This window comes from Arenibacter algicola (assembly GCF_018860365.1).
Lineage (GTDB): Bacteria > Bacteroidota > Bacteroidia > Flavobacteriales > Flavobacteriaceae > Arenibacter > Arenibacter algicola_B.
This window is the reverse complement of sequence record NZ_JAHKPO010000013.1, coordinates 142,488-167,175: the sequence shown is the minus strand read 5'-3', so window position 1 is coordinate 167,175 and position 24,688 is coordinate 142,488. Positions and strand designations below refer to the sequence as shown.

The 24,688-nt window shown below is 39.8% G+C and carries 19 protein-coding genes; 9 read left to right on the top strand and 10 right to left on the bottom strand.

Features of this window, described 5'->3' with window-relative positions:
• Positions 1-16 precede the first annotated feature (16 nt).
• The 3 genes from KO529_RS09405 (at position 17) to KO529_RS09395 (ending at position 2,632) form a co-directional block, all read left to right on the top strand.
• Positions 17-1,138 carry a CNNM domain-containing protein gene (locus KO529_RS09405; protein WP_215947649.1) on the top strand — a complete coding sequence of 374 codons (1,122 nt, stop codon included), beginning with the start codon at positions 17-19 and terminating at the stop codon, positions 1,136-1,138.
• Positions 1,138-1,611, top strand: a complete 474-nt coding sequence (locus tag KO529_RS09400; RefSeq protein ID WP_215947648.1) for a methylated-DNA--[protein]-cysteine S-methyltransferase — start codon at positions 1,138-1,140, stop codon at positions 1,609-1,611. Before KO529_RS09405 ends, KO529_RS09400 begins: the two co-directional genes overlap by 1 nt.
• A gap of 307 nt (positions 1,612-1,918) precedes the next feature.
• On the top strand, positions 1,919-2,632 hold the full coding sequence (locus KO529_RS09395) for a 3'-5' exonuclease (protein ID WP_215947647.1): 714 nt from the start codon (positions 1,919-1,921) through the stop codon (positions 2,630-2,632).
• Positions 2,633-2,656: 24 nt separating this feature from the next.
• On the opposite strand, the gene KO529_RS09390 is transcribed toward KO529_RS09395, so the two are convergent.
• Entirely contained in the window at positions 2,657-4,861 is a 2,205-nt protein-coding gene (locus KO529_RS09390; protein WP_215947646.1) for a S8 family serine peptidase, read from the bottom strand.
• Between the two features lie 150 nt (positions 4,862-5,011).
• Entirely contained in the window at positions 5,012-5,986 is a 975-nt protein-coding gene (locus KO529_RS09385) for an endonuclease/exonuclease/phosphatase family protein (RefSeq protein WP_215947645.1), read from the bottom strand.
• 77 nt (positions 5,987-6,063) lie between these two features.
• On the opposite strand from KO529_RS09385, the gene hflX reads away from it, so the two are divergent.
• The 6 genes from hflX to KO529_RS09355 all read left to right on the top strand — a co-directional run bounded on the left by hflX (position 6,064) and on the right by KO529_RS09355 (position 12,663).
• A complete protein-coding gene (gene hflX / locus KO529_RS09380; RefSeq protein ID WP_031446235.1) occupies positions 6,064-7,275 on the top strand; it encodes a GTPase HflX in 1,212 nt (403 codons plus the stop codon).
• 244 nt (positions 7,276-7,519) lie between these two features.
• On the top strand, positions 7,520-8,224 hold the full coding sequence (locus KO529_RS09375) for an esterase family protein (RefSeq protein ID WP_215947644.1): 705 nt from the start codon (positions 7,520-7,522) through the stop codon (positions 8,222-8,224).
• A gap of 20 nt (positions 8,225-8,244) precedes the next feature.
• Positions 8,245-9,489, top strand: a complete 1,245-nt coding sequence (locus KO529_RS09370; RefSeq protein WP_354667774.1) for an ATP-grasp domain-containing protein — start codon at positions 8,245-8,247, stop codon at positions 9,487-9,489.
• Between the two features lie 36 nt (positions 9,490-9,525).
• Complete coding sequence (locus KO529_RS09365; protein WP_215947643.1) at positions 9,526-10,620, top strand: carboxylate-amine ligase; 1,095 nt, start codon at positions 9,526-9,528, stop codon at positions 10,618-10,620.
• Positions 10,621-10,633: 13 nt separating this feature from the next.
• Positions 10,634-11,458 (top strand): type 1 glutamine amidotransferase, encoded by an 825-nt coding sequence (locus KO529_RS09360; protein WP_215947642.1) that lies wholly within the window; start codon positions 10,634-10,636, stop codon positions 11,456-11,458.
• An 11-nt stretch (positions 11,459-11,469) separates the two neighbouring features.
• Positions 11,470-12,663: a hypothetical protein gene (locus KO529_RS09355; RefSeq protein ID WP_215947641.1), complete on the top strand. Its 1,194-nt coding sequence runs from the start codon at positions 11,470-11,472 to the stop codon at positions 12,661-12,663.
• Between the two features lie 47 nt (positions 12,664-12,710).
• On the opposite strand, the gene KO529_RS09350 is transcribed toward KO529_RS09355, so the two are convergent.
• The 8 genes from KO529_RS09350 to KO529_RS09315 all read right to left on the bottom strand — a co-directional run bounded on the left by KO529_RS09350 (position 12,711) and on the right by KO529_RS09315 (position 24,627).
• Positions 12,711-13,910, bottom strand: coding sequence for an ATP-grasp domain-containing protein (locus tag KO529_RS09350; protein WP_215947640.1), 1,200 nt, complete (start codon positions 13,908-13,910; stop codon positions 12,711-12,713).
• 176 nt (positions 13,911-14,086) lie between these two features.
• A complete protein-coding gene (locus KO529_RS09345; protein ID WP_215947639.1) occupies positions 14,087-15,583 on the bottom strand; it encodes a leucyl aminopeptidase family protein in 1,497 nt (498 codons plus the stop codon).
• A 15-nt stretch (positions 15,584-15,598) separates the two neighbouring features.
• The gene (locus KO529_RS09340; RefSeq protein ID WP_215947638.1) at positions 15,599-16,423 is read right to left on the bottom strand and encodes an alpha/beta hydrolase; all 825 of its coding nucleotides are present in this window, start codon (positions 16,421-16,423) and stop codon (positions 15,599-15,601) included.
• Between the two features lie 472 nt (positions 16,424-16,895).
• Positions 16,896-17,369 (bottom strand): hypothetical protein, encoded by a 474-nt coding sequence (locus KO529_RS09335; RefSeq protein ID WP_215947637.1) that lies wholly within the window; start codon positions 17,367-17,369, stop codon positions 16,896-16,898.
• 63 nt (positions 17,370-17,432) lie between these two features.
• Entirely contained in the window at positions 17,433-18,419 is a 987-nt protein-coding gene (locus KO529_RS09330; RefSeq protein WP_215947636.1) for a carboxypeptidase-like regulatory domain-containing protein, read from the bottom strand.
• Positions 18,420-18,686: 267 nt separating this feature from the next.
• Positions 18,687-22,646 (bottom strand): hybrid sensor histidine kinase/response regulator transcription factor, encoded by a 3,960-nt coding sequence (locus KO529_RS09325; protein ID WP_215947635.1) that lies wholly within the window; start codon positions 22,644-22,646, stop codon positions 18,687-18,689.
• 474 nt (positions 22,647-23,120) lie between these two features.
• Positions 23,121-24,053: a DUF3078 domain-containing protein gene (locus KO529_RS09320; RefSeq protein ID WP_215947634.1), complete on the bottom strand. Its 933-nt coding sequence runs from the start codon at positions 24,051-24,053 to the stop codon at positions 23,121-23,123.
• A gap of 70 nt (positions 24,054-24,123) precedes the next feature.
• Positions 24,124-24,627: a DUF2480 family protein gene (locus tag KO529_RS09315; RefSeq protein ID WP_215947633.1), complete on the bottom strand. Its 504-nt coding sequence runs from the start codon at positions 24,625-24,627 to the stop codon at positions 24,124-24,126.
• Positions 24,628-24,688: the final 61 nt, after the last annotated feature.

The following is a 24,688-nucleotide window of genomic DNA, read 5'->3' as shown; positions in this document are numbered from 1 at the left end:
TATTTTATACATTTATATGGGGTTACTTATATTTTATGCACTTATATCCATCCTCGTATCCTTTCTATGCTCTATTTTGGAAGCGGTATTATTGAGTGTTCCACAAACCTTTATCAATTTAAAGAAAAAGGAAGGCAAATCCTTTGCCCTAGAGCTGGAAACGTTAAAAAAAGATGTGGACAAGCCCCTCATTGCCATTCTCACCTTAAACACCATAGCGCACACTGTTGGGGCAATTCTAGTGGGAGTGCAGGCAAAAGTTGCTTATGCTGAATTATACGGAAATACCGTAAAATCTATTTTAGGTATAGAATTTACAGAAGCCGCCATGGTGGGATTGGTTTCTACCATCATGACCATTCTAATTTTGGTGGCCTCGGAAATAATCCCCAAGACCATAGGTGCTACCTATTGGAAGCAATTGGCGCACGCTGCTACAACTACCCTAAAAATAATGGTGTGGGCCCTTCGTTGGACCGGAATTCTCTGGCTATTGCAGCTTTTTACAAGACTGGTCGGAAAAAAAGGTGTTCATGGGAGTGTATTTAGTCGGGAAGATTTTAGCGCCATGACCGATATTGCCCATGAGGAAGGTGTATTTCAAGAATCGGAATCCACCATAATCAGAAACCTCCTCAACTTTGACGAAATTAAGGTAAAGGACATCATGACCCCAAGGGCGGTGGTAAAAATTGCCTCGGAATCCACCACCATCAAGGAATTCTATAATGCCAACCCCAATATGCCATTTTCCAGAATTCCCGTATTCAGTAAAAAAATGGATAATATCACTGGATTCGTCCTGAAAGACATGATCTTGGAGGAAATAATTAAAAAAAATGGCAGCGCACCACTTTCCAGTATTAAAAGGGAGATATTGGTAAGTAACCGACAAACTCCGATTCCTGAGTTATTTGAAACCTTTATTTCCAAAAGGGAGCATATAGCCCTTGTTGTGGATGAATATGGTTCCGTTAGCGGGGTTGTAACTATGGAAGACATATTGGAGACCTTATTGGGCCTTGAAATAATGGACGAAAGCGATAATGTAGAAAACCTACAACACCTGGCGCGTAAAAATTGGAACGAAAGAGCCAAACGTCTTGGAATTATTCAAGGAAACAGAAATAAGGAATAATGGAGTCCGTATATATAAATACGCCTTTGGGTATTGCAAAAATTGAAGGCGATGAAGACGGATTAACTTCTATCACAGTGTTCGATAGTGAGGAAAAACTATCGGATATTATTCCTGAATTGCTTGAAGATGCCGTTTATCAGCTTCGGGAATATTTTGAAGGTACAAGAAAGGAATTTAGCTTAACGCTCAACCCCGAAGGAACAGATTTTCAAAAAAAGGTTTGGCTAGCCCTACAAAAAATACCCTATGGTAAAACAGTTTCTTATCTGGAGCTGTCCAAAACTTTGGGCGATGTTAAAGCCATTAGGGCCGTAGCTTCGGCAAATGGCCAAAATCCGTTATGGATAGTAGTACCATGCCACAGGGTCATTGGCAGCGATGGTTCCTTAACTGGATACGCCGGAGGATTACATCGTAAAAAATGGCTTTTGGAACATGAAAGCCCTGTAAAACAACAGACCCTCTTTTGATATTCACAGACTCTTCGGTCGGTACATCCTCCCTTAGAGCCATATTTATAAGCCTTTGCTGACTTACATCGATATATCTGTGTTCTTTATGGAAGTATCGCCAATCCGTACCGGTAATTCTTAGTCGTTCACCAACCGTATGGTCGGTTCGTGCATTGCTTTACTTCTAACTGCCTACGACAAGAATTGAGTTCAACCAATAAATAAAATACCCTTCACAACAGTTTTAAATTTGTTTGTATATTTATTATTCCCCCTTCTTTTATCAAAATAATAATCAAGCCTTTTAGGTTTTAAGAAACTTTGGATGCTACATAAAATTAACCTGGAACACATACTCTTTTTGGACATTGAAACGGTTCCGGAAGAAGAGAATTTTAATAAGCTGGACGACACCAAAAAAGAACTTTGGGAGCATAAGTCGCACTACCAACGAAAAGACGAATATACAGCGGAAGAATACTATGACCGGGCCGGAATTTGGGCAGAATTTGGAAAGATAGTTACAATTTCCGTTGGATACTTTAATTACAAAGGAGACAATCGGACTTTTAGGGTTACCTCATTTTATGGGGAAGAGCCTAAGATTCTCAAAGATTTTAAGAATTTGTTGGATACCCATTTCAATCGCCCCCACCACCTATTGTGCGGGCACAATGGCAAGGAATTCGATTTTCCCTATATCGCCAGGCGCATGATCATCAACAAGGTAGATTTGCCCAACAAGTTGGACCTTTTTGGCAAAAAGCCATGGGAAATAGCTCATTTGGACACTATGGAGCTATGGAAGTTTGGGGACTACAAGCATTATACCTCCCTTAAGCTAATGGCCAATATCCTAGGCATTCCCTCTCCAAAAGAGGATATAGACGGCAGTATGGTAAAAACCGTTTACTATGAAGAAAAGGATTTGGATCGGATCGTAAAATACTGTGAATTGGATGTGATTACAACAGCGCAAGTATTTTTACGCTTGCGGAATGATGAACTATTGGATGAAAGTGAAATTAAAAGAATATAGCGCTTTTGCTATTGAAACTTAAGACTAGGACTTGTAGAATTTAATAGATTTTGAGCCTTCCAGATCGGCTAAGGTTAGCACGTATAGGCCGGTAGTTAGATCGGCAATATAAATCTGCTTTTGCTCCGCCTTACCAGATTTTACCACGATCCCGTTAAGGGAAACTATTTTATACATGGCATCTTCGGAAATATCACCATTAATGGTCATTGAAGTCTGTACCGGATTGGGGAAAATAGAAAACTGCACCTCCAAAGTTAAGGTTTCATATTCCATATAGTCCAAAAGTTCGGTTTCGGTTCCCTTAAAGGTAAATTCGTATTCTTCACTATAATCTGAACTTATATTTTCGGAACAATAGGTCTTCAACCTTAGACTATATTCCATTCCCTCAACTAAATTATTTAAGCTAATAAAGTTATCGAAGGTTGTTTCCACATTCCATTCGTTACTTCCTTTATCTTTGTATTCTATTTGAAAAAGAGCATCTGTATTGGCTGTCCAGTTCAGTGTTACCGCAGTTTCATTGGAATTGGTCAGTTCAATATCTTCAGGGGTAACAAGTACACAGTCGGTAAGGGCAATCCCAGTAACAATAATTGAAAAATTCTGTGGCCCTTGGTTAAGAGTGTTTTTATGGGTTACTGTAATAGTATAATCCCCCTCGGCATTCTGAATATCTATTTTTTCAAATGGATCTACTCTATTGTCTCCATTAACTGCTGGAGCATCTGCCTTGGCTGCATTAAGTTTCCAAGGTAAAAAGGTTTTGCCATCCTTGGTGATCCGAATATCCAAATCGTTGATCAAGGCTGCTGACATATCATTTAAAGTTCCAGAATTTACTGCTCCTGTAGCGGGGTCTGTCCAAGAAATAGAGGCTGATAAAGGTTCTGTTCCATTGGCAACAACCTTATAGGTTTTGGTTTCACCTTCTGTAAGTGTTTCTTCCGAAATCATAGAGGAGAATCCTTTGTTTACTATTGCCTCTACGGCCGATTTTGAATTAATAACTCCCCAACCCATTTTATAGTCTGGACCAGGAGCATCAACATCGTCCGCAGTATGCAGTACCAATCCTTTTAAAGTGGCCGCCCTCATAAAACTACCTTCCATTTGTTCGTGATATTCCTGGATCAACAACATAGATCCGGTTACACCCGGTGCAGCTACCGATGTTCCATTAGCAGTCTCATACTTGGTGTCATTTGTAATACCAGTAGTATAAATATTGGTGCCATAAGCCGCAATGTCCGGCTTAATACGACCATCATCAACAGGTCCGAAACTGGAATAAGTAGTTACTGATGCTTTTAACAATTGCCCTTGATCATTGGTCTCAATATCTGCCGCAGCAACGGTAACGCCGTTTTTAGAGGTTGCAAATCCCAACATCAAATCATAACCATTGGAAGCCGATCCAAAAATAGGAGCCTCATTATCTTTACTTTTTTGGGAGTTCCCTGCAGCGGTAACCATTAAATAATAGGGAGCGTTATACATAATTTTGTCCCAATCCCTGGAAACTTGGATATAAGATCCAAAATACCAATCCGGCACACGGTCGGACATAATACCGTAGGAATGGTTGGACAATAACAAACCATCAGCCGCCATTTCCGCAACTTCAATTTTATCCCTTCTCCAGTCGTTGGAAACGGCCTTTGCCTTGTAGGCCACTCCTTTTGACTTTTTATCCAATCCTTGCGCAACCAAAATACCGGCGACCCTGGTGGCATGCGAATCTACAATTTCACTCTCATCCAAAGTCTGTACCCTACTGCCAAATTCTTTGTGGTTTGTTAAGACAGCTCCCCCGTCCCATATGCCTACCAACATGTTCTCTCCGTTAATACCTAAATCCAACAATCCATTATCATGCAAAACATTGGCCCTGGTAGCACTATTTAATTCTGTACTGAAAGTACTGTAATAAAGAGGGGTTCCATCATCGCCAATAGCAGTAAGTTCGCTAAAATTTCCGTCTGCCAATCTTTCTGTTAATTTCCAGCCCTTGGTCTTAGCAGTCTGTAACAAGTTATTGTTCTCCTTGTCAAAATTCTTTTTAAGGTCATTGGTAAACACGCCTAATTTTGAGCTACGGTACTTATCCTTAATGATATGGATTTGTTTCTCGGTTTGTGCAAACGAGTTAAAAGTAGCAAGACAAAAAGCTACTGGAAGTAAACACTTGCTAATCTTTAACAAAAAGTGGTTTGCGTAAGCCATGATAAAGTTTATAGTAAGATTTGGACTACAAATATACTATAACAGGCAAATATTATCGATTAACGCACCTTTTTATTCGATGAAACGCATGACTTTGTTGTGAACAGTCAAAAAAACGTTATGAACGGTTCTCTTTAAGGAAAGAATAAATTAAATATTGAACTTAAATTGTACGTAAACTGGAAAATGATCACTAAAACCTCCCATATATCTCCTTCCCACATAGGTTCTATGTGGGTTACCTTTGTACTTTCCTTTATATTCCGTGAGAAAGGCTTCATCAAAAATATTGGCCTCGGCAAAACTGTGGGTGCCCCGTTCGTAATTAAAAAAATTATGGGACACGATAATTTGATCAAAAAGACTCCAAGACCTCTTATAGTTGGCACTTCCCCTATCCGGGGATTTTAATCTCTCCATAGGATTATGCAAACTATCCCTACTCATCAAGGTCTGGAGACTGGCAGATGAAGGACCATCATTAAAATCGCCCATTACAATATAATTGGGATTTTCAATACTTTGCTCCAAGTCCTCCATAAAACCAATAATGGTTTTCGCTGCAGCAATACGCTTATAATCGGTCTCCACCTCCCCACTCCTTCTGGAAGGCCAATGGTTTACAAAAATATGGACCTCTTCTCCATTTAGAACTCCATTTATATATAAAATATCCCTTGTGGTATCACGCTGGCCGTTATCATTATGTATTATTAATGGAATAGCTTCCGATCTAATTACTTCAAAGTTATCCCTATTGTAAAGCAAGGCGTTATCTATTCCCCTCTCATCCGGGGAATCATAATGAACATAATCATAGTTGTACCCATTTAAAGGATCTGTGGACAACAAATCCTGAACTACCTTTCCATTTTCAACCTCTGCTACCCCAACCAGGACAGGGGGAAACCCAGTAGCTTCACGCCCAATTTGGCTTATAGTTTTGGCCAGTCTTGACAACTTATTTTGATAGCGCTTTGGTGTCCACTTTTTAGACCCATGTGGCGTAAAATCATCATCCAAGGTGTTTAAGTCATTTTTGGCATCAAATAGGTTTTCTAGATTATAGAAAGCCACAGTGTGGAGGGTATTGATCGATTTTTTCTTAAAAAATGAAAATTTCATCCAAAATATTTAATCGATTGCTAAAATACGAAAAACCCTTGGCAAGTATTGATTAGATTTGTACTTTAAATAAGTATATGCTAGAGAAGAAGACCATAGAATATGAAAAGGCAGTACTCATTGGGGTAATGAACAAGGACCAGAATGAGGAAAAGGTAAACGAATATCTGGATGAACTGGAATTCCTTACCTACACTGCCGGCGGTGAGGTTTGTAAACGCTTTGTTCAACGAATAGACTTGCCCAACCCCAAAACCTACATTGGTAGTGGAAAAATGTTGGAAGTGGAGGCCTATGTAAAGAGCAACGATATTGGATCCGTTATTTTCGATGATGAGCTCACACCGGGGCAACAGCGAAACATTGAAAGGCAATTAAAATGTAAAATCTTGGACCGTACCAGTTTAATCCTGGACATTTTTGCACAAAGGGCACAGACCAGTTATGCCCGTACCCAAGTGGAACTGGCCCAATACGAATATTTACTCCCCAGACTTACCGGACTTTGGACCCACTTGGAACGACAAAAAGGGGGTATTGGAATGCGTGGGCCAGGTGAAACGGAGATCGAAACTGATAGGCGTATTGTTCGTGACCGAATTTCACTACTAAAGAAAAAATTATTGAAGGTAGATAAGCAGATGGAAACCCAAAGAGGTAATCGCGGGGCACTTGTCCGTGTAGCCTTGGTTGGGTATACAAACGTTGGTAAATCTACCCTGATGAACGTTATTAGTAAAAGCGATGTCTTTGCCGAGAACAAGCTATTTGCCACCTTGGACACCACGGTCAGGAAAGTGGTAATAGGCAACCTTCCTTTTTTATTGAGCGATACTGTAGGATTCATTAGAAAACTGCCCACACAATTGGTAGAAAGTTTTAAAAGTACTTTGGATGAAGTGCGCGAAGCAGACCTGTTATTACATGTAGTAGATATTTCCCATCCCAATTTTGAAGAGCATATAGATTCTGTAAACCAAATTCTTACCGAAATAAAAAGTTCGGATAAAAAAACCATCATGGTTTTTAACAAGATAGATCAATACGAACACAAGACTATTGACGATGATGATTTGATTACAGAAAAAACCAATAAACATTTCACTATTGAAGAGTGGAAGAATACCTGGATGCGTAGAGTTGGAGATAGGGCCCTATTTATTTCGGCTTTGAACAAGGAAAATTTGGAAGAATTCAGAAAGCGCGTTTATGACGAGGTCCGGGACATTCACATAACCAGATTTCCGTATAACAACTTTCTATATCCGGAACATTTGGATGAATATTAGGTGGCAGCGATAATGGCTGTAAATCAAAAATTTTCATTTAATAAATACTAATTTTCATTTCTGACATAAATCCAAAGGCATTGAATATCAATACCTTTGGAACATTTCCCATTGCCGTTGGGAAAAACTATCCTTAAGGCACATCCATAAATACCGATCTTTCCTTAAAACAGATTTGTTGGCATCATAATTTTGGCTAACTTTAAGACAAGGAGATACTTCCCCAACCATTAACAACTACATCTTGGAAGAGAACTATCATAAATGGTATTCCCCGAATCTGAGCAAGGAAATGGAAATGATAGTTTATGGTCATTGGGGCTATCCATTGTTAATTTTTCCGACTACCAGAGGGAGGTATTACGAAAGCAAGGATTTTCATTTAATCGACTCCATTTCCTGGTTTATAGAACAAGGCAAGGTAAAAGTATATTGCTTGGATAGTATTGACGAATACAGTTGGTACAATAGATCCATACATCCCGCAGACCGTGTTAAAAACCATATTTGGTACGACAAAATGATTTTAGAGGAAGTAGTTGACAAAGTACAGCACGAATCCCCTAATGGCAAGGTAGCCGTTTCAGGATGTAGTTTTGGAGGCTACCACGCAGCAAATTTTGCCTTTAGACATCCCGAAAAGGTTAGCCACCTCTTCACCATGAGCGGGGCATTCGATATTAGGGACCAATTGGATGGGTATTACGACGATAATGTTTATTTTAATAATCCAGTGGATTACCTGCCCAATATGAATCATCCCGACCTGTACAATATGAAGATAATTTTAGGTACCAGCGAACATGATATTTGTTTGGGTGCCAATCTAGAAATGTCGGCAATATTAAGTAATAAAGGTATTGATCATTGGTTGGACAATAGGCCCAACGCAAGTCACGACTGGCCTATATGGCGCGAAATGTTCCCCCATTATTTATCCTTAATGTAAACTTTAATACCATAAACAGTATGAAAAAAATTGGAATACTATTCGGCCAGGAAAATACCTTTCCCCAAGCCTTTATTAATAGAATAAACAAAAAAAAAATAAATGGGATAATGGCCGAAGCCGTCATGATAGACAAGGTAATGCAGGCCGACCCTACGGAATATGCCGTTATCATAGATCGTATTTCCCAGGATGTTCCCTTTTATAGGGCATACCTAAAAAACGCAGCCATATCGGGTACCGCAGTTCTCAACAATCCCTTTTGGTGGAGCGCCGATGAAAAATTTTTTAATAATGCGCTAGCCATAAAAACAGGGGTTCCAGTACCAAAAACCGTGCTTCTTCCTTCAAAGGACAGGCCAGATGATACCACGGAAAATTCGTTCCGAAATTTAAAGTATCCAATGGATTGGGATGGCATTTTTGAACATATCGGTTTTCCCGCCTATATGAAGCCCTTTGCTGGAGGCGGATGGAAAAATGTCTATAAACTTAATAATGCGGATGAGTTTTTTAAGAATCATAGCGAAACTGGACAACTTATAATGATGCTACAAGAGGAAATCGTCTTTAACGAATATTTCCGCTGCTATTGCCTTGGCGGCAATGAGGTACGTATTATGCAATACGAACCCCGTAACCCCCACCATTTAAGATATGTACATGATGGACCTCCCTTAAGCAAAAAACTTTTGGATACGGTCAAGGACTACACCATAAAACTAAATGCAGCTTTAGGGTATGATTTCAACACCGTAGAATTCGCTGTAAGGGACGGTATACCTTACGCAATAGATTTTTGCAATCCTGCTCCGGATGCCGATATTAATTCCGTTGGGCAAGAAAATTTTGAATGGGTTGTGGAGACCGCGGCAAATATGGCCATAAAAAGAGCACAGGAGCACAAACCAGGTCAGATGAATCTTACCTGGGGAACATTTGTCAAGAATGCGGTTGCCCCAACCACAAAAAAACCAGCAGCCAAAAAAGCTCCCGCAAAAAAGGCTGCCCCAGCGATCAAAACCCCTGTTGCAAAAAAAGCCCAGACAAAAGCAAAAACGCCTACAGCTACAGCCCCAGAGGTAAAAAAAGCTCCGGCAAAAGCAGTAGCGACCAAAGCAAAAAAGGCAACCCCAGCTAAGACAACAACGGGCAAAAAAACAACTGCAGCCAAAAAAACATCGATAACAAAGGTCAAAGCAACAACGGCCACCACCAAAAAACCGGTCAAAAAGGCCACAACAACCAAAAGCAAGTCAAAATAGTTTTGACTATGCCCAAACTGTAATACCTGGAGACCAATGGATTTTACATTAGGAGTAGAAGAAGAATATCAAGTAATAGATCCCAATACTCGTGAACTGACTTCCCATGAGCAAAAAATTGTGGAAATTGCCGATGAGATCTTGGAAGGACAAGTAAAGGCAGAAATGCACCAAGCCGTAGTAGAAGTGGGTACGGTCATTTGCAAGGACATTAAAGAGGTTCGGTCCCAAGTAACACATTTGCGAAAAACAATATCGGAGGTTGCCTCCGGTCTAGGCCTACGCATAGCCGCAGCAGGTACCCACCCATTCTCGGAATGGGAAAAGCAATTAATCACCGTGCACCCGAGATATGATGAAATTGTACAGGAATTGCAGGATGCCGCCAGATCCAATCTTATTTTTGGCCTACATGTCCACGTGGGCATTGAGGATAGGGAAATGGCAATTCATATCTATAATTCCGTACGATATTTTTTACCCCATATTTACGCCCTTTCTACCAACTCTCCATTTTGGGAGGGTAGGAATACAGGCTTTAAATCTTTCCGAACCAAGGTGTTCGATAAATTTCCACGTACCGGTATTCCGGATTTCTTTACCGGTGCTGGGGAATACGAGCGCTATGTTAATCTCTTGGTTCAGACAAAGTGCATTGACAACGCCAAGAAAATATGGTGGGATGTAAGGGTGCACCCCTTTTACCCGACTATTGAATTTAGGATCTGTGATGTCCCCTTAACAGTAGATGAAACCGTCACTATAACGGCATTGATTCAGGCTTTGGTGGCCAAGCTTTATATTTTAAGAAGAAGCAACCTCAACTTTATCATTTACAAAAGGGCATTGATCAACGAAAACAAATGGAGGGCCTCAAGATATGGGATTGAAGGCAAGATGATCGACTTTGGAAAATCTATAGAAGTTCCAACAAAAGAATTAATTTTGGAGCTACTGGAATTTGTAGATGATGTGGTAGATGAACTTGGAAGCAGGGATGAAATCAATAAAATCCATAAAATTTTGAATGAAGGGACCGGGGCGGACAGACAATTGGCCGTTTTTGAAAAAACCAAAAACCTTAATGATGTAGTCGATTTTATTTTGAAGGAGACGGTTGCAGGGATTTAAATGAACAAGAAAAATGTTGGATAGAAAAAAAAAGATTGCCGTTTTAGACCTATATAATGGAATTCCCAATCAAGGACTCAGATGTATACGGGAAATATTGGATAAATTCAGCGCAGTAGCCGATTACCAATTTTTTGACGTTAGGACTAAAAATGAAGTTCCCGATACCGGTTATGATATTTACATATCTTCCGGAGGGCCCGGAAATCCTTTGGAAGGAGACGGCATCTGGGATAAAAAATACTATTCCCTTATAGACCAATTATGGGAACACAATGCTACTGGTGGCTATCCCAAAAAATACATTTTCTTTATTTGCCACTCCTATCAGATGGTATGTCACCATTTTGGCCTAGGAAAAATTACAAAACGAAAATCACCATCTTTTGGGGTTTTACCCATCCATAAGACCAAACATGGTAAGGCCGATGAATTGTTTTCCAAATTACCCGATCCGTTCTTTGCAGTGGATTCCAGGGATTGGCAACTAATTCAACCACGATTGAAGGTTTTTGAGGAAAAAGGCGCTAAAATATTGGCTTTGGAGAAAATCAGAACACATGTGGAATATGAGAGGGCCATAATGGCGGTACGTTTTTCTGAAGAATTTGTTGGTGTCCAGTTTCATCCCGAGGCCGAACCAGTGAGTATGGAAGCGCACTTTGCCAAACCAGAAAACGAAGAGAAGGTAGTAGCCACCTACGGGAAAAGAAAATATGACAATATGATGACCCATATAAGGGATACGGATAATTTGGAATCTACCTACAATTCCATAATACCGGGATTTATAGAAAATGCCATTAAAAAGATTGGATTATCCAAACAACTCTCTTAAAATAGGTTTTCATGGTAGAACATCTTCGTCAGCAGTACAATGCCGCATTCACGGATGATAAATACAAGGCATTTTTAGAAGGGATCCATTCAGCATATAACCACAAACCTTCCTTTCGGATAGCCGAGACCCCCATCTTTATACCCAAATACCTAAAGCATAGATTATTGGAAGCCTGCGATGAGGTGAACAATGTAATCTGCAGTCCCAATTTTAAAGAACTGACCCAAAACGCCCTTCAGGATGCGTCCCGATTGGTACCAGGGGAAGATAAACATACCACTTTTCTTCAAATGGACTTTGGAATATGTTTGGATGCGGAAGGGAAATTAATGCCACAAATGGTGGAAGTACAAGGCTTTCCCACTCTATATTTTTTTCAGGAACTCATGGCCAAGGGATATAGGGATCACTTTGATATACCATCCAACTATCATCATTTAAACAACATTTCCTCTACAGAATATGTTAAGAAATTGAGGGAGATCATTGTAGGTGATTGTTCCCCGGAAAATGTTATTCTTTTGGAAATTGAACCCCATAAACAAGCCACCCAAATAGATTTTTTGGGGACGGCCCACCATTTGGGAATAAAGATAATTTGTATAAGCGAATTGATTACCGAAGGGAAAAATGTTTTTTACACCGATCAAAATGGACTAAAAATACAAGTACGCAGGATTTATAACCGGGTTATTTTTGACGAGCTGTTCAAAAGGGACGATCTTCAGAAGCAATTCGATTTTACCAAGGAATACAATGTGGAATGGATAGGGCACCCCAATTGGTTTTTTAGGATAAGTAAATTTACCATGCCCTTGATCAACAGCCCTTATGTTCCCGCATGCCATTTCTTGCACCAACTGGAAAAGTATCCCGAGGACTTGGAAAACTATGTATTAAAACCATTATTTTCGTTTGCCGGATCGGGGGTACTCATCAATGTCACCAAACAAGATCTTGATGCTGTACAAGACAGGGAAAACTACATCTTACAGAAAAAAGTGACTTATGCACCGGCAATAAAGACCCCAACTGGTCCCGCCAAATGTGAAATCAGAATGTTGATGATATGGGAAAAGGGCGAAAAAAAGGCCAGAGTAGTCAACAATCTAGTGCGTATAAGCAAGGGTGAAATGGTCGGGGTGCGCTTTAACAAGGATAAGGACTGGGTGGGTGCCAGCGTAGGTTTCTTTGAGGACTAGAGGTACATTCAAATTTTTCACCTCCTTAGAGCTCTTCCCAAGACATATTAGGTACTTGCGTGAAAGTCTATTTGGATACGTCTGGTATGCTCGTTTAGCAATTCCAGCACCCGTTCCTGACTCTCCGATTGTACAATATGGCCTATATGGTACTCCTTTTGTAATTGCCAGCATATTTCCTGATCTGTAAAACAGGAATAGTCAGGGTATTGAAAACGACATAAGGAAACCACAATACCCGCATATTGGTTTTTTACCGCAGGCAGCTTATAAGGTTTTCCCTTTGCCATGGCATCTTCGATCACTGCCCATTCTGCCCACAAATTAATTCCAGAAGCAAAGGACACCATTTCTGCCAAATGGGCCCCACCGACCCTTGAGGCCGTTTCTAAAAAATAAAACTTCCCAGTGTCCCGAGATTTAATATACTCGCTGTGCGAGGCGCTAAATCGCATCCCGAAGGCCTTCAGGACTTCTTCATTAATTTCCATTAAACCCAAGGCATCTGGAGAATCCATCTTAAGGGTAATGGATCTAAAGATACCGTGACCGTGTGCCACATCCATAGGCGTACTTAAATATTGGGAAGCCTGTGTAAAAACAATCTTACCATCCACTGATAAAGAATCTACGTGATACACGTCGCCCGGAGCAAATTGCTCCAATAGGTACTCATGTCTACGATCGCCCAAAGACTCCAACACTGCCCATAGTTCTTCATTCGAGAATATTTTACGTATCCCCGTTGCAGAGGCTTCCGATCTCGGCTTAATTAACCATGGCGCAGCTACCCTTCTTGTATATTCGTCTATATCCCTATTGTTGAACAATGGGGTGAATGCCGGAACGGGAATATTGGACTCCGCCGCTTTCATTCTCATAGCCAATTTATCCCTAAAATACCTACCTGTGGTTTGTCCCATACCGGGAATTCTAAAATGTTCCCTTACCAAGGTGGCTTTCTCCACATCAAAATCGTCCAAGGCTACGATCCTGTCTATTTTTTGATTACGCATTAAAAAAGCGAGGCCAGAAATTAAATCGTCCATATTCCATACCCCTTCCCGCTTTTCCTGCATGTAGAAAATTTCATCGATAGATTCGCGAGGCCACTTTTTGTGTTCCAATCCCTTGGAGGTGACAAGTAACACCTTGTTGCCCAAAGCCTTACAAGATCTTAAAAAATCTTCTCCCTTAAAAAAACTGCTAATACACAAAAAGGTGGTTTGATCGGCTTTTCCTGTCATGGTCTTGAGGTATAACTTATTAGCTGTAAAATACCTATTAATCACCAATCAGCGTTAGAAACACTATAAAAAACTCTCAATTTGTTTTAAAAGGATTCTTGTCCTGATTATAACCCATTATTCCAGCAACCAAAACCCGAACAGGGTGTTGGGGGAATTTATGAGCCTATTTGAAACTATTTATCCAAACCGGCTATAAAATCGGTCAGCAGTCTAACCCCAAAAGCAGTTGCCGTTTTCTGGGTATAGAATTCCGCATCCCCAAAGGCCACCCCAGCAATGTCCAAGTGGGCCCATCTTGGATGTTTATCGGTAAAAAATTCTAAAAATTTAGCAGCACTTATAGCCCCGGCTATAGGCTTACCACTGTAATTTTTTACATCGGCAATATCGGATTTTATATCTCCCTCGTAGGAATCCCACAAAGGAAGTCGCCACAAACGTTCCCCGCACCCATCCCCCGCAGTTGTTAGTCCAAGGGCAAGGTCATCATTGTTCGTAAATAACCCGCCAGCTTCATAGCCCAAGGTTTGTACACAACTACCAGTAAGGGTAGCCACATCAATCATTACATCCGGACTATAGTTCTTATTTAGGTAGGCAATTCCGTCTGCCAATATTAAGCGTCCTTCTGCATCTGTATCAATAATCTCAATCGTTTTTTCTGCGTAAGACCCAATAACATCTCCCGGTTTTAAAGCTTTGGCATCAACACAGTTTTCTGTGGTGGGAATTACAGCAATAAGATGCACAGGCAATTTAAGTTTGGCCGTCAACTCAATCGTTCCAAGAACTGCTGCCGCTCCACCCATATCGCTTTTCATATAATGCATATTGGAAGAGCCTTTTATAGATAGTCCTCCTGTGTCAAAAGTAACACCTTTGCCCACCAAGCCCACTTTGGGCACTATTGAATCAATTGCATTTGGCTTATATTCCATTACAATAAACCTGGCAGGTGTTTCACTCCCTTGACCAACAGCCTTTAACGCAAATAATCCCAATTTCTCAATGGCCTTTTCATCGTGGACTTCCACCTTATAACCAAATTCCTTACCGGACAACACTGCTTCCTGACCCAATTTAATGGGGGTAAGCTTATTGCTAGGAGCGTTTACCAACCTTAATATCTTAAGCTGGGTTTCCGCGGTAGCCTTGCCCTTCTCAGTTGCCCTTTCAACAATTTCTTCAAAACCTCCTGGTAAACAAAAGCCCAATTTTAATTGGTCAGATTCCCATTTCTGCGTTTTCGTTTCCGATGTTTGATACAAGCCTTTTTTATAAGTACCCAACATTAAGCCACTGACTACACCTTCGGCCAAAACAGGTATAAATTCAGGGTCAAAATTGCCGTTGCTAATATCAATACTCAAATTGGACGGCAATTTGGCAGCTTCGATTTGAAGGAAGCGTTTAAAAGCTTCTATTATCACTTTTAAGGTTGGTTTTGTTCCCAAACCCAAGCAGTATACCCTTTTTACACTTTTATGGCCAATGGGATAAAACAAGGAGACTTCCTTTTTTTCGCCCTTTATTTGTTCCAGTAACAGTGTCTTGGGGAGTTGTAGATCCTCAGCCAATGCAGTAATGCCCGTTTCTAAATTTTCGCCTTGTACAAACGGTACTATAAGGGTTTCCAAAAAAAGACTTCTATCCTTTGTAATGCTGATCATAAAACTGTTTTAAGTTTATTTTCTAAAATAAAGAAATTCTATGGCTGCCGGGAATTCTTGACTCCAAAACCATTCCTCATGTTTCCCTTGGGGATCAATATGCAATTCAATATTTACAATAGTGCCCTCTTTGTTCTTATCCTCTAGAACTTGTTTCAATCTTTTCACATTCCCCACCATATTCACACTTTCGGAACCACCGGCATATAAATAGATATCGGTTGGATAAGGTTGATGAAATGCTATAGCATCAAAATAAATTTTGGGGGTAATCCAGAGCGAAGGAGAAAAAATCATCAATTTACCAAACACTGAAGGATATCTTAGCCCAGCATATATACTAATTAGTCCGCCCATGGAACTTCCACCAACTCCAGTATTCTCCCTTTCTTTTAAGGTCCTAAAATTTTTATCAATATGAGGTTTTAGGGTTTCCACCAAAAACTTAAGGTACTTTTTGCCGTCCCCTTTACCCCATTTGGTTTCCTTAAAGGGAGAAAATTCCAATACCCTTTCCTCATCCGCATGGTCTATTGCCACTACAATAACCTCCCCCATTCCCTTTCTTGCCAATTCCGACAGCTTTTCATCAATGGCCCAGTTCCCATAAGGTCCACCACCATCAAATAGATTTTGGCCATCATGTAAATACAATACTGGATAACTTTTTGAGCTGACCCCATAGCTACCTGGCAGGAGTACCGATATTCTTCTTTTCCTATTTAACTGCGGAATTTCATAATCCTCAGCTATTACACGAATCTCAGGCCTATAGGAAATTTGATTCCCGCCTTGGCTTTCTTCGTCGTTGATATTTTGCTCCAACATGCTCTTTTCCATAATTTTACCCCAACAAATGCGGACAAAGATAATCTGTTTTGGAACAACAGTACCATCAAAGTAACCCTAATCTATTGGTCCACCCAACATTCTGTCTCTATGACCCTAACATCAAAGGCGAAATGGCTGATTCCAAATTAATTAATAGGCGAAAAAGAAGATGTAGAAAATAATTATTATGCTGTTTATCGAAGAAAGGATACCGTTGGTTTTTTTCACAACATAATGGAGTGTGTTCACAACAAAAATTAAGTAGAACTGCCCAATCCTCCTATCTTTACATTGTATTTAAGTGATAGTGTTTCACCCCAAATCAAACACAAAACTTAATTCGAAGTGCTTTTTCCCCAAATCAGCACTTAACCTTAAAGTAACGCTTTAAAATAATAAACCAAATTTTACTGAAAGACCTACTTAACTAAAAAATTGCCCCTCCAAAGAGGGGCTTTTTTATTTACATTTTTTTAGTCTCCTAATTTGAAAAGGAATAGTTAACAGCCTCAAAGGTTTCCGAAATGGTCTGTTTACCGTCCGCTGATGCTATTTCGAGCATTAATTGATCCACTACTACGGTATTAGTGCCGGACGTAATAGAAATCATAACCGTTCTTGTACCCTTGCCAGTAAGTAATGGAGATGACGTATAGCTATACTTGGGGGAAATGCTCCCGCCAGTATAGGGCTGAACCCATATTCTACCACCATTTGGATCGGCGATTTCGTAATCATAAATAATGATAACCTCTTCATCGAATTTTAAGGAAGCCGGTGTATTGGGTGTCTTACTTTTTATAGTCACCTTATTAATAGCAGCCACCGAGGCTCCATCATCACTTTTACTACAGCCCGACATGGCTATCAAGAAGGTCAAAATTACTACTATACCACAAAGATGGTTACTTGCATTTTCAAATATTCCGTTTAAAAGCTTACATCCTGTTTTCATGATTTCATTGTTTTAATAGTTACCTAACATTTTTGGGAACATTTTCTATTGCGAAGACTAATTCTACTGAAAATAAACCAGCATATGTACCATTTCCTCGGGATCGGGGACATGTCCACCTCCAAAGGTTTTTCCATTGATGTGGTATAACACGGGTATAACCAGTGCCGCTTCATCCGTTAGGATACAAGAACCGTGTTCCAAAGTAGCTTTAAGCATTCCGTTATCATCAGCAACGGCAATATTGCCCGTCCCCGTATCCGGACCTATAGGCGGATTATTGAAATTCACAAAATCGTTCATAAAATCGATTTGCTCACCTACAGATCTGGTTTTGTTAAGATAGGCCAACCAAAAGGTATAAGTGCCGTTGGGAATCATTCCCTCAAGATTTACCTCTACCTTAGATGAATTGCCATTACAGTGCACCACCAAATTCCCCTTCGCGGTTTGAAATTCTGATAGAGTGATCTGATGATCGTCCGGAGCCATTATTGGTGTGAGCAGACCAATGGGATCATCAAATATATTCGCTGCAAAAAGGGGCTCATTGGGATCTGTTGGGGTATTACCCTCCTTGTCAACAATTTCCTCCAGTAATTGAACGCTCCCAAAGTTTAGATGGGCAGTAACATGCGTAGGTTTAACGACAAAATCTACTTTCGCCACTTGATGATACCGAAGATTAACCGAAATTGGAATGGCCGTTACCAATTCTGTGGATAAAGGAGGAATAATACTGACACTGTACTGGCCTAAATCCTTGGTTTCCCCAGAAAAATTGCCCTTCATATCAGTAACCATCTCTACTGTATCAGATCCATTGGTAAATGATACCTTAGTTTTGGGATATGGATTGCCTAGTTCATCCTTTACAGTCCCCTTTATCTTGCCAGTGAGATCCACTGGAAAATCGGTATCAGATTTAATACAGCTAAGGGCCGTACAAGTTAAAATGATTACCAATATCAACTGTAAAATCCATATAGATTTTATCCATTTAACAATTTTTGTAAATACAAATGTCCCAAACGCTCTTGTTGTTTTCATAATAACAGTTTTAGAGTTAAACAAACTTGAGGGGGAATATTTCTTGTTCTATCCAAAGCTATTACAACCATTATTGGCTAACTAACATAAATGTTCCATATTCTAACAGCATAGTTCCAACCTATAATTGTTGCTTTAACTGAAAAGGAGACTTATAATCCGTTAAAAGAGCTTGTATTGTTAGTGAAGGGGACGAATTGTATTTCGATGGAAACACGGGAAGATTATGAATACCAATACAAGACAATTATAAGCTGGCCAAAGCATTTAAAAGGCCGAAGGCGGAACACCATATAATCCTTTAAAACATTTGGCAAAATAAGAGAGGTTATTAAAGCCAACCATATAGGCTATCTGAGTAACACTATCCACTTTTTGTCGCAACAATTGGGCTGCCCTTTTCAACCTGAAGTTGCGCAGCAGTTCCCCAGGCGACTCATTGGTAAGGGCCTTAATTTTTCTATGCAATTGAGTCTTGCTCATGGCAAGCGCAACTTGCATTTCCAGAACTCCAAAATCCGGTTCTGAAAATTTATCCTCCAACAAAGCTAGGACCTCTTCCAAAAATTTTTGATCTACTGAAGTAACGGTTACTTTTTTAGGCTCTATCCCTATATCCTTATTACTAAAGAGCTCCCTAAGGTATTTGCGCTGCTCTATCAGATTCTTAATCCTCACCAAAAGTTCCTTTCCATCAAAGGGTTTCGTTAGGTAATCGTCTGCACCAATTACCAAACCTTCAATTTTGTTTTCGCTTCCGGCCTTTGCGGTAAGCATAATTACTGGTATATGACTGGTGTGCAAATCTGTCTTTAATTTTCGGCAAAGTTCAATACCATCCATCCGCGGCATCATCAGATCGGTAACAATCAAATCTGGAGGATCTTTTAGTGCACATTGCAATCCCGCTTCACCGTTAACCGCTTCAATTACCCTATAAGTCCCAATAAGCTGCCCTTTTATAAATTGTCTCATATCACTGTTATCCTCGACAAGCAAGATTCTTGGTAGATTCCTTTGATCGCCGGGGCATAGGTCATATGCATTTGGCATATTTGGATAAATACCTTTAGCTTCCGCGGCCAATTCGACTTTCATTGACCTTGTTTTTATTTCCTGTAAGGGTATCAGGACTGTAAAGAAGGTTCCTTTATTTTCTTTACTGGAAACGGTAATAGTTCCCCCCATTAGGTCTATAAGGTCTTTGGAAAGGGATAGTCCAATTCCAGAACCTTCCTTCTCCTTTGTGGCGCTGTTATCGACCTGATAAAATCGATCAAAAATAAATGGCAACCTTTCTTCTGGAATTCCTAAGCCGGTATCGGATACTTGTATTTGGAGATTATTTGAATAAAAATCTGCAACAAAGGATATTTCAGAACCGTTCTCAGAAAACTTAAAGGCATTTCCCAAAAGGTTGTACACTATGTTTTCCAGTTTATCACGATCAAATGAAGCCCAAAGCATATTAGTTGGTATTCTTACTCTATAGTCGATACTGCGTTGAGCTGCATGAGAATTGAAGGACGAGACTGCCGCCCTAAGACATTTAAAGACATCCCCTTCGGTAGGCGACAGTTTTAAACTCCCTTCGTCAATTTTTGACAGGTCCAATAGTTGGTTAACCATGTTCAGCAGGCGATTCGCATTCCTACGGATCATTCTTACCGTTTCCATACTTAATTTTTGGTCAAAATTCTGTTCCAACTGCTCTATAGGGCCTTTTATAAGGGTCAGTGGCGTACGGAATTCATGTGAAATATTGGCAAAGAATCGTGATTTAGCCTTGTCCAATTCCTGTAATTTTTCAGCTTGAACCTTTAATTGATTTGCTTGATGCCTAACTTCAGAAGTTCTAAGTGCAATGAGCTTTTCCAACGCTATGTTTTTAGCTTTTAATTGTCTAGATCGCAATTTTAGCATAGTCCATAAACATATTATAAATGCCAGCAAATAGATTAGATATGCCGCCCATGTCCGGTACCATGGAGGAAATATTTCAAAATAAAACGACCCAACGGAACTTAGACCGCCATAAATATCCTGTGCTCTTGCCTTAAAAAGATAATCACCTTCCCTAAGATTGGTATAATCCTTCTGTGTCTCAGTGGACCAATCGGACCATTTGTCCTCGAAACCTACGAGTTGATATTGGTATCTATTCTCCTCAGAACTCATTGCGGCAAATTCGAAACGAAGGCTCTTATTGGAATAAGGTAGTTGTGGTCTTAATGCCATATTACTACCCCCAAAAATAGCAGAATCCTGCCCTAAGGTTACTCGTCGTATATGAGTTTTGAATGGCAACTGAAAATCAAATGTGCTATTTAGGTCATACTTGGTTATTTCTTCCCCTCCCAGCCAAAGAACATTATCGGAATCCCAAAAAGCATTGAATTCCGTGGTACTTCTAAAACGCTCATCATAAATCCTCCTGACCGAGTAATGGCCTTGGCCATCAGCTGAAGCTGAAAATCGATATCGCCTACCTTCTACAGGATTGGTCTCCAAAATAATATGTTCACCCTTTTTCTGATAAGCCCTTGGATATACATAAATCGAATCTAGGCCAAACTTTTTCCCGTAATGTGCCTCAGGCAAAAATAATTCCGAATCAACATTCAATTTAAATAAAGGTCCACCCGCTCCATTGGAAGTTACCAATAATTCATTTTCAATTAAATACATATTAATGGGACCTTCAGGGAGGCCGTCCTGATATCGATCAACCTTAATATCTTCCCAACTCAGTTCAGCCGGATAGACTGGATTGGGCAATGTAAGTTTAATAACCTTGTTCAAGGTAGTTCCGAGCCAAATAGCACCACTATTATCTTCATCAATAAACTTTATATCCTCTACAATTTGATCGATATCTATTTCCTTCTGCCATAGTCCGTTTTTATTATATATGGTGGAAAGACCGTACATCTGGCCTACAAAAACCCGGTTGGGATCGCTTGTTGATTGATGTAATACCCGTGTTCCCGGCAAATATGCAATTTTGGAAACTACCTTGTTCGAAATTAAAAAAGTACCGTCTGCGGTACCAGCCAAAAAATCATCCCCAAGAGAAAGTAAAGAAAAACAACCTGTTCCTATTTCTTCTATTCTCTTAAATTCAAGAGAACGATTCTCCATATTCCTCCCTAGCTTAAAAAGTCCGTTATAGGTGCCAACGTACAATTCACCTTTATAACTTGTTATGGCAGAAACTGTTCCCTCCAGACCCAATCTTTTGTCATAAAAATTATAAGGTAAATGAGGTTCAATTTTTGAAATTCCTGTTTGAAGGGCCAGCCATAAGGCCTCACGATTGTCGACTACCATTCCATGGACTTGATTATTTAGAATTCCGTCGTCCGCTGTTATCGTCCTAATCAGTTTTCCATTCTGATCCATTAGAATCACTCCTCCCTTTAAAGTCGCAAAGGCGTATGTAGAATCGGGCATTTGTTGGCCTGCGTATAATAGATTTTCTTTGAGATATTGGTCTATTTCACTCTCCATTTTTAATATCTCCATTCCAGTATAAATGAATAGACCGCTCTCTCTAGAAGCTAGGAGCAACTGATTTCCCTTAAATGGCAAAGCAACAATTACTTTAATATCCTTAAATATTCCTCCATCGGGGATTAAAGCCAAGGAATCTCCCTGAAGTTTATAGAGACCTTGATCGGTTATCCTTATATAGACATGCCCATTTACCTGGAACTCCCTGTGGATTACTCCCGTATGAGGTATTATTTTCATCTCCCCATCCTGCCAACTATAAATTTCGTCGTCGGACACAAATAATACTCGATCTTCATTGGGGAATATTCGCCATACCGTGGCATTTAAAGGATGGGATATAGGAATTTTCGCTTTTAAGGAACGATACACGAGAAAACCCAAGGAATCGGGTTCCAGATAACCCAATTCCCTATCTCCTCCAACCCACTTTGTATTGTTCCCATCAACCACCACGGCACGTACCGCGTTTAATCCCGGCGATGTAATAAATCTCCAAACAGCCCCGTCATACTCTAGAATCCCTTCTCCATTTGCAGCATAAATGAAACCCTCCTTATCCTGAGTAATAAACCAATTTTGATAATGCGCCTGATAATCCTCATGGCTATAATTTTTAACGGAGTAAAAACCCAATTCAAAATTATCCTCATTCTTTTGGGAAAGAAGTAGAGAGGTTAGAAGTAAACAAAGGGGGAGAATGAACGCTTTCATCTCCAAGGGTTTATAACTACAAGATATCCAATTTTGATGTAATTACAATCCCCCTAAGAGAAAATATCAATTTTTCCACGGCCCAAATACTCAAATCTTAGAAGTATAACAGCCCGATATTGAATTGCCAATGCAATTGATTCATTTCAACACAAATTAAATATCCTCCCTTTCGAATCCCGAAATTCCAGAATTAATTTTTCTAACCCCATTAACATAGTGATATGCCACATTATGCACTCTATTCACAACATATATTTATCCATTAACTTACTCCCCACTATATTAGCCTTGTCGTTATTTGATTAAGCATTTAAAAGCACATGGTATGCACCTTCAGGTAACCCGAAAAAAAACACGCGAACTTTTTGAAAATTAAAATATATATCGCCTAACCAAAATTGACAAACCCTACTTTGCAAAAAAGGCCCTCATAGAGGGCCTTTTATTTTTTTTACCAATCAATATTGTCTTTTAGAACGAATAATTTAGACCGAACAGCCAATAGGTTTGTAAATCGTTGTCTATAGAATCGAAAGTGGGCGTAGGGTCACCCACATCAAGATTATCAATGGCATAGCTTAAGGCTTCCTGTCTGTTGTTTCTTAGACCAAATTCGAACCCTAGACCAATACCTTTCCATAAGGTATATCCAAAAGAGTTGGTCCAGGTCCAGTTGGAATAATCCGCACTCTTATAACTTTGAAACATGGACAAATTAGTCTTAAAGTTTACTTTGCCCAATTTCCTGGTATAGTCGGCCACAATTTTTGCACCCAAAGAAGATTCAAAAACAGTATCTCCAGTACTGAACACAAAGTTGTAGTTTAAGGGGTGAATAACCACCACCAAATCGGTAATAGGGGTCCAAGTTGCTCCAACCCCAATATCCAAATAGCCAGGATCATTAAAATTATCTATAATCGTGGTCCTATATTCCCCCAAAGTAGATATAGCGAACTTATCACTCAATTTTTGGCCGTACAACGAAGTTATATTAAAGACATCTGTAGCGGACCGAAAGCTATCATCATCGGTATCAATATCCTTGTCATCAATTTTTACCCACCCAAGATTAATGTTCAATGAATTTCTCCAGAAAAACTTAGGTTGATTAAGATTGGCAAAGGCATTGGTAGTAATACCTATATTCCCTGCACTAGAATTTGGAGTGCCTTTGGAATACCAATTGTTAAATCCGGAAAGACTGGCACCAATGGTTCCAAAAGCGCCTTTTTTCCATCCGGGTATGGCATTTATTTTTCCTTGAATGGCGTCTACCCTTCCTTGTATTGCCGCAATGGAATCTTTTTTACTTGCCTTTTCCGCCTTTAACTCCTCCAAAGTCTGGGCAACAGTAATGTTCATAGCCAACAAAGCGACTATTGCTAGTACAATTTTCTTCATAATAATTAGTGTTTATTTATAGTGGTGCAAAAATAAGGAATGTTGGAAAAGGAGGGAACTATATCTATCGTTATTTTGCTTTGAACAAGGGTACCGAAGAACAGGCTTCCCCGTACATTACACTTTTGGCTACAGACTGAATTTTGGTCGTAGCCCACAAATAGGCATTAGCCGGAACAGGTTTGTTGGAACAGCCTTTGATGATCACTGGTTTGTCCACAAATTCGGACACATCCAGATTTTCTATTATAGACTGATAGAGTGAGGATTCCAACATCTCCAAATCCCCAATAATAATTTGCTTGGAATAAGGTTGTAGTTTGGTAGCAATAAGCATATACGCCCAACCAGGAATAATGGCCTCGGAAGAGCATGTTAATGCCACATATGCATCCTTGTATTTAGTCCAATCATGTTCCTCCAATTGTGCACGAAATTCCCTTTCACGCAGTATTAAGCCTTCGTACAACCAATCCTTAATATCCATAAGTATCCTTTCCCCTTTGGGGTATAAGTCCTCTAGATTAAAGGTCACCAGTTTACTTTGGGAGACACGATTTACAATTTCAGACATAAATTTTCGGTTTTACAATATCACATCCAATCGGCATAATAGATATTACAATAATTAATAA

Bases quoted from the DNA above. Each gene is read 5' to 3' on its own strand.
- KO529_RS09405 (WP_215947649.1), top strand. From the start codon at position 17: ATGGGGTTACTTATATTTTATGCACTTATATCCATCCTCGTATCCTTT.
- KO529_RS09400 (WP_215947648.1), top strand. From the start codon at position 1,138: ATGGAGTCCGTATATATAAATACGCCTTTGGGTATTGCAAAAATTGAA.
- KO529_RS09395 (WP_215947647.1), top strand. From the start codon at position 1,919: ATGCTACATAAAATTAACCTGGAACACATACTCTTTTTGGACATTGAA.
- KO529_RS09390 (WP_215947646.1), bottom strand. From the start codon at position 4,861: ATGGCTTACGCAAACCACTTTTTGTTAAAGATTAGCAAGTGTTTACTT.
- KO529_RS09385 (WP_215947645.1), bottom strand. From the start codon at position 5,986: ATGAAATTTTCATTTTTTAAGAAAAAATCGATCAATACCCTCCACACT.
- hflX (WP_031446235.1), top strand. From the start codon at position 6,064: ATGCTAGAGAAGAAGACCATAGAATATGAAAAGGCAGTACTCATTGGG.
- KO529_RS09370 (WP_354667774.1), top strand. From the start codon at position 8,245: ATGAAAAAAATTGGAATACTATTCGGCCAGGAAAATACCTTTCCCCAA.
- KO529_RS09365 (WP_215947643.1), top strand. From the start codon at position 9,526: ATGGATTTTACATTAGGAGTAGAAGAAGAATATCAAGTAATAGATCCC.
- KO529_RS09360 (WP_215947642.1), top strand. From the start codon at position 10,634: ATGTTGGATAGAAAAAAAAAGATTGCCGTTTTAGACCTATATAATGGA.
- KO529_RS09355 (WP_215947641.1), top strand. From the start codon at position 11,470: ATGGTAGAACATCTTCGTCAGCAGTACAATGCCGCATTCACGGATGAT.
- KO529_RS09350 (WP_215947640.1), bottom strand. From the start codon at position 13,910: ATGACAGGAAAAGCCGATCAAACCACCTTTTTGTGTATTAGCAGTTTT.
- KO529_RS09345 (WP_215947639.1), bottom strand. From the start codon at position 15,583: ATGATCAGCATTACAAAGGATAGAAGTCTTTTTTTGGAAACCCTTATA.
- KO529_RS09340 (WP_215947638.1), bottom strand. From the start codon at position 16,423: ATGGAAAAGAGCATGTTGGAGCAAAATATCAACGACGAAGAAAGCCAA.
- KO529_RS09335 (WP_215947637.1), bottom strand. From the start codon at position 17,369: ATGAAAACAGGATGTAAGCTTTTAAACGGAATATTTGAAAATGCAAGT.
- KO529_RS09330 (WP_215947636.1), bottom strand. From the start codon at position 18,419: ATGAAAACAACAAGAGCGTTTGGGACATTTGTATTTACAAAAATTGTT.
- KO529_RS09325 (WP_215947635.1), bottom strand. From the start codon at position 22,646: ATGAAAGCGTTCATTCTCCCCCTTTGTTTACTTCTAACCTCTCTACTT.
- KO529_RS09320 (WP_215947634.1), bottom strand. From the start codon at position 24,053: ATGAAGAAAATTGTACTAGCAATAGTCGCTTTGTTGGCTATGAACATT.
- KO529_RS09315 (WP_215947633.1), bottom strand. From the start codon at position 24,627: ATGTCTGAAATTGTAAATCGTGTCTCCCAAAGTAAACTGGTGACCTTT.